The sequence below is a fragment of the Saccharopolyspora soli genome (genome assembly GCF_022678645.1).
Classification (GTDB): domain Bacteria; phylum Actinomycetota; class Actinomycetes; order Mycobacteriales; family Pseudonocardiaceae; genus Saccharopolyspora; species Saccharopolyspora soli.
In genome coordinates this window covers 40,136-50,091 of record NZ_JALBWV010000063.1, presented here as the reverse complement: position 1 = coordinate 50,091, position 9,956 = coordinate 40,136, and the positions used below count along the sequence as shown (strand labels likewise).

Here is a 9,956-nt window from a genome sequence, read left to right as displayed (position 1 = left end):
GGCCGCGCGCCGGGCGCCCGCCCGGCCCGCCACCGCCGCCCCGACCGGATGGCCCGCCGAGTGCTCCGCCGCCTGCGGCTGGTCCGCCGGGGCCACCGCCTCGCCAGGAACCTCCGCCGCGTCCCGCGCCGAAACCGGCCAGGGCGCCGAGGCTCACGCAACGCGCCGACGGCGGGTTCGGACCGATGGGTTCCGCGGGTACCTGGGCCGCGGGCTCGTCCGGCCGCTCCGGCTACGGCCGGAACACCTCGTGGTCGGCCGATGACTTCAAGGAGGAACGGCGGGAGGACGACGACCTGCGCGTCGGCGCCGAGTACAAGCCGGGGCAGAGCGGCAGCAGTGCCGTGCCGCAGTTCCTGGTCGAAGCCGATGAACTCTTCGAAGAGGACGACGGCGCGGGTCGGCTGGTCGCCCCACCGGTGCTGGGCGAAGCGCCGTCAAGCTACCGGGACTTCTAGAACTGTTTCCCGGCGCACCTGAATTCGAAATGAGCGTGTGATGGTCGAGACGATCACCCTGTCGGTCCCCGCGGTCGACGTGCTCGGTGAGCAGCTGAACCTCACCGTGCGGCAGTACCCGTTCGAACTCCCGCGGGTCGGGGAGCTGGCGGAGGACCGCAACCGCCTCGTCCACCAGGTGTGGCACGAGTTGGAGTCCACCGGCCTGGCTCGCAACGGCCGCCCGGAGCCGGAGGTCGAGGACGCGCTGTACCTGCTGTGCAGCTCCGAGGTGTCGATCGCCGCGGCCGGGCTGGTCGATGTGCGCGCCGGGCACCGGCTGGCCGCGCGGGTCGTGGCGACCGGGGAGGTCGGGGTGGTCGGGGTGCTCGACGGCCGGGGGCTGCGGATGAGCTTCCTCGCGCCGGACGCCCTGCCCAGGGCGTGCGCCGACCTGCTGCCGGACGCCCCGCCCGGCATCGGCGACGCGGTGCGCGCGGTGGCCGATCGCAGCAACGGCCACCCGACGGACGCCGACATCGACGGGCTGGCCGAACTGCGGGCGATCACTTCGCGGCAGAAGTTCCGGCTCGGGCACTTCGTGGTCAGCGGCGCCCGTCGGGGCGGGCCGCGCGGCCGGGTGCCGAACCTGATCTGGTTCGACAACGACCACGGTCGGTACGCCATGCAGGGCGAGCGCAGCGACGGCCAGGACGTGGTCACCTGCCGCCCGTCGGACAAACCCCGCATCGCGGGCCAACTGGCCGCACTGCTCGACCGCACCCGGCAACGCTGAACAGCACGGCGAACATGACCGGATGGCAGAGGTGCGTGCCACGGGTGGGTGCCATCCGGGTGCCGGTTGGGGCAGGCTTGACCCTGTGACGCAGGACCGGCAGACGGAGATCGTCGCCAACCCCGACGACCGCGATTCGTTCATGCGCCTGCTCGGCGGCCGCAGCAGTGCGGTCGACGCGAGCCTGCCGCCGATCGCGTTCGGCCTGGGCTGGTACCTCGGCGGTGAGTCGATCGCCATCGGCGGTGGGGTGGCAGTGGTGGTTGGCGCGCTCATCGCGGGATGGCGCCTGTACCGGGGCGCCCGGCCGTTGGCCGTGCTGATCAGCCTGCTGGCGGTCATGCTGGGCGCCCTGATCGCGCTGTACACCGGCGACGCGGCGGATTTCTTCCTGCCCAGGTTGGCGACCAACGCGCTCAGCGCGCTGGCCTGGATGACCAGCATCGTGATCCGCTGGCCGCTGCTGGGCGTGGTCGTCGGCACGGCGCTCGGCCAAGGACGGCGGTGGCGTCGCGACCCGGCGCTGCTGGGCGCGTACGGCCGGGCGAGCTGGGTCTGGGTCGGGCAGTACGTGGTGCGGCTGGTCGTGTTCATCCCGCTGTGGCTGCTGGGCGCCACCGGCGCGCTGACGATCGCGCAGCTCGTGCTGACCTGGCCGCTGGTGGCGGTGTGCGTGGCAGCGAGCTGGTGGGTGCTGCGCCGATCCCTGCCGCCGGAGCACCCCGGCCTGCGCCACCCGCGCGGATGAGAAGCCCAGCCCGGTACCCAGGTGGGATCGGTGCCTCGCACGGCGGTGCGGAGACGAAATTCTGACGTGACACCGGTCGGCCGTGCGAGCACAATGCGCTCATGTCTCTCGGCACCGTGATCACCGCGATAGTCACCCCGTTCGACGACGATCTCCGCGTCGACGAAGCCGCGTTCGTGTCGTTGTTCCACCACCTCATCGACCACGGCTCGGACGGCGTCGTGGTCTGCGGGACGACCGGCGAGGCACCCACGCTCACCGATGCGGAACACCTGCGGCTCGTCGAGCTCGCCTGCTCGCAACGCCCGGCGGGCACCACGGTGATCGCTTCGACAGGGTCGAACGACACCGCGCACGCCTGCGAGATGACAGAGCGCGCGACCGAGCTGGGCGCCGACGCGGTGCTCTCGGTGACTCCGTACTACAACCGCCCCAACCGGCGCGGGCTAGTCCGGCACTTCAGCGAGATCGCCCGGGCCACCGACAAGCCGGTGGTGCTCTACAACGTGCCGTCCCGCATCGGGCTGGAGCTGCCCGGCGACCTGCTCGCCGAACTCGCCCAGGTCGAGCACATCGACTACGTCAAGCAAGCGGACAACGCCGCGCTCGCCCAGATCGACGGCCTCGGGCTCTACGCGGGCAACGACGACGGCTTAGCGCAGGCCCTCGACCTCGGTGGCCTCGGCGGCATCCTGGTGGCCAGCCATCTGGTCGGCCCCGAGATGCGGCGGATGGTCGACGAGCCGGAGCGCCGGGCAGAGATCGACGCCTCGCTCAAGCCGCTGTACGCGGCGCTGTCGGTGACCACCAACCCGATCCCGGTCAAGGCGGCGCTGAACCTGATCGGCCAGCGGGTCGGCGGGGTTCGCCTGCCGTTGGTCGAGGCGGACGAGTCGGAACTCGCCGTGATCCGCAAGGGTCTGCGCGACGTCGGCCTGCTCTGACCGCCAGATCCGAGGCAGGAGCGGCTATTTCGCGCTAAATCGCCCCGGTCGTTAACCGAGCAGGCGCTTGTGCAGGGTGACCGGGTCCGTGGTGAGGTCCAACGCTGCCAGCCAGGCCGCTCCGGCCGCGCCGGGCCCGGCCGTGCGCGTCTCGCCGCATCCCCGAGCAGCCAGCTCGGCGCGCAGCGCCTCGCCGACCGGGTTCCCGGCGGCGACGAGTCCACCGGCGAGCACGATCGGACTGGTGTCGCCACCGGTGCGGGTGGCGGCGGCGGTTTCGGCGAGCAAGTGCGCCGCGCGCCGGACGATGTCCCTGGCCGTTTCGTCCGAGGCCGATGTGACCAGCGGCGCGAGCTCCGCGAGCCGGATCGGCGGCGCCGCGTTCACGGCGCTGATCAGCTTCCTGCGCTGCGCGTCCGGCACATCGGGCAGGAGTCGATCGCGCACCGCGGCGGTGAGGCCGTGCAAGGGCTCGCCGCGATCCAGCTCGCGCAGCGCGGCCCGGACCGCTTCGCGGCCCAACCAGAACGCCGAGCCCTCGTCGCCGAGCAACCAGCCGTGGCCGCCGACGATCGTGGTCATCCGGTGCTGCTCGATGCGCGCTGCGATGGCCCCGGTCCCCGCGATCAGCACCGTCCCGTCGGGCTCCGGGGTTCCGGCCGCGAAGGCCACCTCGCAGTCGCTGATCGCGTGCTTCGGGCAGTGCAGGCCCAACCGCGACCACGCGCGGTCGAACAGCTCGGCGAACTGCGGGTCGGCCATCTTGCTGACCCCGGCCATGCCGACCACGCAGTTGCGCACCGCCGCCGGGTCGACATCGCGCAGCGCGGTGCGCGCGGCTTCGGCGATCTGCTGCACGGCTTGGTCGGCCGGGTGCGAGTTCGGGTTGCCGCCAGCCGCTTCGCCGCTGCCGAGAACCGTGCCGGACAGGTCGCTGATCAACGCCCGACTGCTGGTGCCGCCGATGTCCAAGCCGAGGACGAGCGGCGCTTCGTCGCGGTGCATGCGCCCTTTCTACCCGTCGCGGGTGTTTGGCGGTGGTGCCGATGGGCAAGTCCGAGCTGGTCGTGGGGGGGGCACCCCGCGGGGGGCCCGGGGGGGGGGGGGGGGCCCCCCCGCCCCCCCCCCCCCCCCGGGGGGGGGGGGGGGGGGGGGGGGGCGGGGGGCCCCCCCCCCCCGCCGGCCCCCCCCCCGCCCCCCCCCCCCCCCCCCCCCCCCCCCCCCCCCCCCCCCCCCCACCCCGGTACCTCCCCCCGACGCGGTGCTGATCGCGCGGGCCGAATCCGCGCGGGGGCGTTCTTGCCAACCTATGGCTTCTGATGCTTAGAGCGGCTATATATCGAGGCGTCGCTTGATCAGTCGGGGAGAAGAACCATGGCAGACCTTGCCGAGTTACGCCGCGCCGCGCCCTGTCCGCGCGAAATGTCCGATGTAGACGATGGAAGAACGGGGCACGCCGGGGCGAGCGAGGTAGTCAGATGACCGTCGACACCCATCACCACCTGTGGGATCTCGACGTCCGCGACCAACCGTGGATCGTCGGCCCCGAGATGGCGGCATTGCGCCGCGATTTCCGACCCGCTGATCTGCAGCACGCGCTGGCGGGCTCCGCGGTGGACGCCACGGTGCTGGTGCAGACCGTCTCGGATCCGGACGAGACCCCGGAGATGCTGGTGCTGGCCGACACCGTGGACTGCATCGCGGCGGTGGTCGGCTGGATCGACCTGACCGCCCGCGACGCCCGAAAGCGGATCGGTTTCCTGCAGGCCCACCCCTCCGGCGGCTGGCTGAAGGGCATCCGGCACCAGGTCGAGGACGAACCGGATCCGGACTGGCTGATCCGCCCGGACGTGCTGAACGGGCTGGCCGCGGTCGAAGACGCTGGTCTGGTCTACGAGCTGCTGGTCCGCCCGCACCAGCTGCCCGCCGCGATAAAGGCGGTCAGCCAATTCCCGCAGCTGACCTTCGTGCTCGACCACTGCGCGAAACCGCCGGTGGCCACCGGCGAGTTGGAGCCGTGGGCGAGCCGGATCCGGGCGTTGGCGGCGCACCCGAACGTGGTCTGCAAACTGTCCGGGCTGGTCACCGAGGACGACTGGACCCGGCAACCTGATCCGGTGAGGTTGCGACCTTACGCGGACGTGGTAATGGAGGCGTTCGGGCCGGGTCGGCTGATGTTCGGCTCGGACTGGCCGGTGTGCCTGCTCGCCGCCGAGTACGGGCAGGTCATCGACCTGGCCAGGCAGCTGACCGCGGGACTCGATGATCGCCAGCGTTCGGCGGTGTTCGACACCACGGCACGACAGGTATACGACATTTAGGGACCTTCGCCTCTGCCATCCGCTTCGCCCCGACGTTTGCAGGCTGCTCCGTTCGGCGTAACCTGGCGTTGCCCGCCTCACCCCGCCCCCTCGGTGAGGCGGGCTTTTGCGTTCCGACCTGCCAAAAGCCTGTCTTCGGACTCGGTTTGCGTGGTGGAACCTCAGACGCCGTCTCGGTCCGGGATCCCCGACATCGTGTATGTCCGATGCACCACGTCGTGGCTGTCCTCCCGGAGAACACCAGTGGGCACAGCCTGAGAACCTGCGGCGGTGCGCTAAGCGGCTTCGCCGCTTCAAAAGCAAGAACAAAGACAGGCACCAGAAGGAGATTCGCGGACCGGGTGTTCCGGCCGGGTCAGCGGGTGCGGGTGACCTTCCGCAGACCTCTCGGGTTGTCCGGGTCGAAGCCACGGTCCAGTGCCAGGCCGAGCGCCAACTGCTGCACCGGCAGGACCTCCAGCACCGGCGCCAGCTCCTCGGCGCAGGCGGGGACCGGGATGCGGTGCGAGGCCCGCACGTCCGAGGCCGCCGAGCCGATGGCGCAGATGTCCGCGCCGCGCTCGTGAACCGCGTCGAGCACTTCGCGCATCGCGTAGCCGCCGCGCCCATCGCTGCACATCGCGAGCACTGCGGTGTCCGCGTCGAGCGCCGCGACCGGGCCGTGCAGCAGGTCGGCGCCGCTGTAGGAGCGGGCCGAGAGGTAGCTGGTCTCGGCGAGCTTGAGCGCCGCTTCGCTGGCGGTCGCCAGCGAGTAGCCGCGCCCGGTGGTGACGATCCGTTCCGCGAATCGGTAACTGCGCACTGCTTCGTCCACCGCCTCGCGGCTGGTGTCCAGGGTGGTCGCCGCCAGATCCGGGATCGACTCGGCCTGCGCTCCGGTGCCGCCTCGCACCATGTCGATGAGCAGGTACAGGGCGAGCAGCGTCGCGCTGTAGGTCTTGGTCGCGGCCACGGCCTGTTCCTGACCCGCGCGGATGTCCACCGACAGCTCGGCGGCGGAGTTCAGCGGGGAGTCGGCGGTGTTGGTGACCGCGACGGTGAGCGCGCCGCGCTCGCGGCCGGACTCGGTGACCTCCAGCAGGTCCGGCGATCCGCCGCTCTGGCTGACCGACACCAGCAGCACGTCGGTCAGGTCCGGTCGCGCGCCGTAGAGCGTGGTCGTCGACGGCGAGGTCAGCCCGGCGGGCAGTTCGAGCAGCACCTCGATGAGGTACTTCGCGTAGAGCGCGGCGTGATCGCTGGAGCCACGTGCGGCCAGCAGCGCGAAGCGCGGTCGGCGTTCGGCGATGCGCGCGGCGACCTCGGCTATCGCGTCGCGACCGGCCAGCAGGTCGGCGAACACGGCGGGTTGCTGGGCGATCTCGTCGGTCATGTTGCGGCCGGGGGTGGCGGTGGCCTCGGTCATCGGGTCCGTCCCTTCCATCGAGGTCTAGACCAATCCTATCCGAAAGTCGCGGCACGGCGGCCGAACCCCGGACACCGCCCGGGTGTCCATCCCCGGAACTCCGGGTGCCAGGTCCAGGACCAGGCTGTCAGCCCTTCACCGCTCCCGCAGTGATGCCCGACACCATTCTCCGCTGCACGACCAGGAAGAACACCAGGACCGGCAAGGTGAACAGGGTCGCCGCGGCCATCGTGGCACCCCAGTCGGTGCCGAACGCGTTCTGGAAGCTCTGCAGGAAGACCGGCAGCGTCCGGAGATCTTCGGAACGCATGAACACCAGCGCGTACAGGAACTCGTTCCACGCGGTGATGAACGCGAACACCGAGGTGGCCACCAGACCCGGCCCCAGCAGCGGCAGGGTGACCCGGCGGAACGCCTCGGCCCGGCCGCAGCCGTCCACCATCGCGGCCTCCTCCAGGTCGATCGGGATCCCGTCGATGAACCCGCGCAGCGACCAGATGGTGAACGGCAGCGTCGTGATCCAGTAGACCAGGATCAGCGAGGGCAGCCGGTCCAGCAGTCCGAGATCCCGCATGAACAGGAACATCGGCACCATCAGCGCCTCGAACGGCACCATCTGCGCGACCAGCACGAGCATCAGGAACCCCTTGCGCCCGCGGAACCGGAACCGGCTCATCGCCAACGCCGCCAAGGTGCCGGCGACCAGCGAACACGCCACCGCGGTGAGGGTGACCAGCAGGCTGTTGCCCAGGTAGCGCAGGAAGTCCGACTCCAGCAGCGCGGTCGCGTAGTTCTGCGCGGTGATCGAGCTCGGTACCAGGTCGTAGGACGTGGACAGCACCTCGCCGCGCGGCTTGAGCGAACTGGCGAACATCCAGTAGGTCGGGAACGCGAACACCAGCGCGATGGCCAGGGCCAGCGTCGAAAGCGCGATCCGGCGGGTCCTCACAGCTCCACCTCCTGGGAACGCAGCAGCAACCGCAGGTACTGCGCGCAGACGACGACGAGTACGAGCACCATCAGCACGCTGACCGCGGCGGCCAACCCGAAGTGCTTGCCTGCGATGCCTTCGAGGTACTGCAGCACCGGCAGTGTGGTGCTCCCGCCGTTCGGGCCGCCCTCGCGGATCGCCCACACCTGCGAGAACACCTTGAAGTCCCACAGGATCGACAGGAACGTCACGATCATCAGAACCGGTTTCAGGTGCGGCCAGGTGATCGTGGCGAACGTCTGCCAGCCGCTGGCGCCGTCGATCCCGGCGGATTCGTAGAGGTCCTTGGGCACCCCGAGCAGCGCGGCGTAGAGCGTCATCGCCACGAACGGCACGGCCTGCCAGACGATCAGGATGCCCACCACGGTCAGCGTGCTGGCGCCGGTGGCGAACCAGGAAGATCCGGCGAAGGACTCGAAACCCAGCAGCACCAGCGTCTTGTTCAAGATCCCGTACTGCTGGTCGAAGATCCACTGGAACACCGTGGTCGCGGCCAGCTGCGGCATCGCCCAGGCAAGCAGCAGGCTGATCTGCAGCACCGCCCGCGGCAGCACGGGCACGTGCCGCATCAGCAACGCCAGCAGCAGCGCGCCGAACACGGTGGCCGCCACGATGCTCGCGGTGAACACCACGGTCCGGACCACCACGGTCCAGAAGTCGGGGTCGCCGAGGATCTCGGTGTAGTTGTCGAAGCCGATCCAGGTGATCTCGCCGCGGGTGAGCTCACCGAGGTCGAGCTTGCGGAAGCTGGTCACGATCACGTTCACCGCGGGCCAGCCGAGCAGGACGATCAGCGCGAGCACCGCGGGCGCGAGCAGCAGGTACGGCATCGAGTTCCGGGCTCGCGCGCGGCGCGGAGCGCCGGGCACGACGGGCGAACCCGTTGCGCCCGGCGCCGGTCGGGTCTGCGTGGCGGTCATGATCAGCTGTTCGCCGCCAGCGCCTCGGTGATCTTGGCGTTCGCCTCCATGGTGGCGTCAACGACGGTCTTCTGCCTGGTCAGGACGGCCGTCATCATGTCCTTCAGCGGGTTCTGCCCGGCCTCGACGGCAGCCCACTGCGGCACCGGCGGCGGCACCTTGCCGGACTTCGACGCGGCGGCCATCGCCGCGCTCACCGGGTTGCGCTCCAGCGCGCTGGTGTCCTGCGAGGCGCCGGGCACGACGCCGCTCTCGGCGAGCTTGGTCTGGTACTTCTGACTGGTGAGCAGCCTCAGCCAGTCCTTGGCGGCGTCGGCGTCGGAGCTGCCCGCCGGGATCGCGAGGTTGGAACCGCCGAGGAACACAGGTGCGGTCTTGCCCGCGTACCTCGACGGGATCGGGAAGGCCGACGAGATCTCGGCGATCCGGGGGTTGGTCTCCGCCGCGGTCTGCACCTCCCAGGGCAGCGCGATCATCATCGCGACCTTGCCCTTGGCGTACACCTCGGCCTGCTGGGGCTCGGCCTCGTCGGTGTCGGCCGGGGCGGACGTGGCCGACGTTTCGACCAGCCGCTGGTAGAACTCGACGCCTTCGCGGGTCTGGGCGGTGTCCAGCGCGCCCTTGAAGTTCGCGCCGTCGCGGACCGCGATGTCACCGCCGGAGTCCCAGATGAACGACAGCAGCGCGTACCAGGACTGGCCGGGCAGGTACATCGACTGGAACTCGGGGTCGGCGCCGTGCGTCTGCTCCAGCTTGGTGATGGCATCGATCAGTTGGTCGCGGGTGGTCGGCGGCTGGGTGATGCCCGCCTGCTGGAACAGTTCCGTGTTGTAGACGACGACGCGGTTGGCCGCGTAGAACGGCACGCCGTACTGCTGGCCCTCCCACGCCCCGGATTCGGCCAGCGCCGGTACCCACTGCGCCTTGCCCAGGCCGTCGGCGTCGGCGGTGAGGTCCAGCAGCGTGCCCTCGGCGGAGAACTGCGGGTTCTGGCTGTTGCCGAGTTCGATCACATCCGGCGGGTCGTTGCTGGTCAGCGCGGTGGTCAGGCGGTCCTGGATGCCGTTCCACTGCTGGATCTGGTAGTCCACCTTCATGCCCGGGTGGCTCTGCTCGAATTCCTTGTTGAGCTCGTCGACCAGCACGTCCGGCGCGGAGCCGTCCATCAGCCAGACCGTCAAAGTGTTGTCGCCGCCGCCGGACGCTCCGCCGCAGCCAGCGACGGTTAACGACAGTGCGGCTACCGCCGCGAGCGCTCTCCAGGTTTTCAACGTTCGCCCCTTCCTCCGCGAGGGTCGCGGAGTCGCGGGTGCTCGCCGTCAGCGCCGCAGCGAGACCCGCCAGCTGGTTGGTGTAGACCAATGCGATGAAGATTGTGGCGCGCGACACTCAAT

At 70.5% G+C, this 9,956-nt stretch carries 10 protein-coding genes; 5 read left to right on the top strand and 5 right to left on the bottom strand.

Annotation, left to right across the window (positions count from 1 at the left end):
* Window positions 1–185: 185 nt before the first annotated feature.
* The 4 genes from MOQ72_RS34815 to dapA all read left to right on the top strand — a co-directional run bounded on the left by MOQ72_RS34815 (window position 186) and on the right by dapA (window position 2,925).
* Window positions 186–458, top strand: a complete 273-nt coding sequence (locus MOQ72_RS34815) for a hypothetical protein (RefSeq protein ID WP_242190079.1) — start codon at window positions 186–188, stop codon at window positions 456–458.
* Between the two features lie 40 nt (window positions 459–498).
* Window positions 499–1,233: an ESX secretion-associated protein EspG gene (locus MOQ72_RS34810; protein ID WP_242190078.1), complete on the top strand. Its 735-nt coding sequence runs from the start codon at window positions 499–501 to the stop codon at window positions 1,231–1,233.
* A gap of 85 nt (window positions 1,234–1,318) precedes the next feature.
* A complete protein-coding gene (locus MOQ72_RS34805) occupies window positions 1,319–1,981 on the top strand; it encodes a DUF3159 domain-containing protein (RefSeq protein ID WP_242190077.1) in 663 nt (220 codons plus the stop codon).
* Between the two features lie 101 nt (window positions 1,982–2,082).
* On the top strand, window positions 2,083–2,925 hold the full coding sequence (gene dapA / locus MOQ72_RS34800; RefSeq protein ID WP_242190076.1) for a 4-hydroxy-tetrahydrodipicolinate synthase: 843 nt from the start codon (window positions 2,083–2,085) through the stop codon (window positions 2,923–2,925).
* A gap of 51 nt (window positions 2,926–2,976) precedes the next feature.
* On the opposite strand, the gene MOQ72_RS34795 is transcribed toward dapA, so the two are convergent.
* Window positions 2,977–3,930: an N-acetylglucosamine kinase gene (locus MOQ72_RS34795; RefSeq protein ID WP_242190075.1), complete on the bottom strand. Its 954-nt coding sequence runs from the start codon at window positions 3,928–3,930 to the stop codon at window positions 2,977–2,979.
* Between the two features lie 473 nt (window positions 3,931–4,403).
* Between MOQ72_RS34795 and MOQ72_RS34790 the strand changes: the two genes are divergently transcribed.
* On the top strand, window positions 4,404–5,246 hold the full coding sequence (locus MOQ72_RS34790; RefSeq protein ID WP_242190074.1) for an amidohydrolase family protein: 843 nt from the start codon (window positions 4,404–4,406) through the stop codon (window positions 5,244–5,246).
* 355 nt (window positions 5,247–5,601) lie between these two features.
* Here the strand turns inward: MOQ72_RS34790 and MOQ72_RS34785 are convergent, their stop codons facing one another.
* The 4 genes from MOQ72_RS34785 to MOQ72_RS34770 all read right to left on the bottom strand — a co-directional run bounded on the left by MOQ72_RS34785 (window position 5,602) and on the right by MOQ72_RS34770 (window position 9,833).
* On the bottom strand, window positions 5,602–6,651 hold the full coding sequence (locus MOQ72_RS34785; RefSeq protein ID WP_242190073.1) for an SIS domain-containing protein: 1,050 nt from the start codon (window positions 6,649–6,651) through the stop codon (window positions 5,602–5,604).
* A 127-nt stretch (window positions 6,652–6,778) separates the two neighbouring features.
* Entirely contained in the window at window positions 6,779–7,600 is an 822-nt protein-coding gene (locus MOQ72_RS34780; protein ID WP_242190072.1) for a carbohydrate ABC transporter permease, read from the bottom strand.
* Entirely contained in the window at window positions 7,597–8,562 is a 966-nt protein-coding gene (locus MOQ72_RS34775) for a carbohydrate ABC transporter permease (protein ID WP_308198036.1), read from the bottom strand. The genes MOQ72_RS34780 and MOQ72_RS34775 overlap by 4 nt, the downstream gene beginning before the upstream one ends.
* 2 nt (window positions 8,563–8,564) lie before the next feature.
* The gene (locus MOQ72_RS34770; RefSeq protein WP_242190071.1) at window positions 8,565–9,833 is read right to left on the bottom strand and encodes an extracellular solute-binding protein; all 1,269 of its coding nucleotides are present in this window, start codon (window positions 9,831–9,833) and stop codon (window positions 8,565–8,567) included.
* Window positions 9,834–9,956 lie beyond the last annotated feature (123 nt).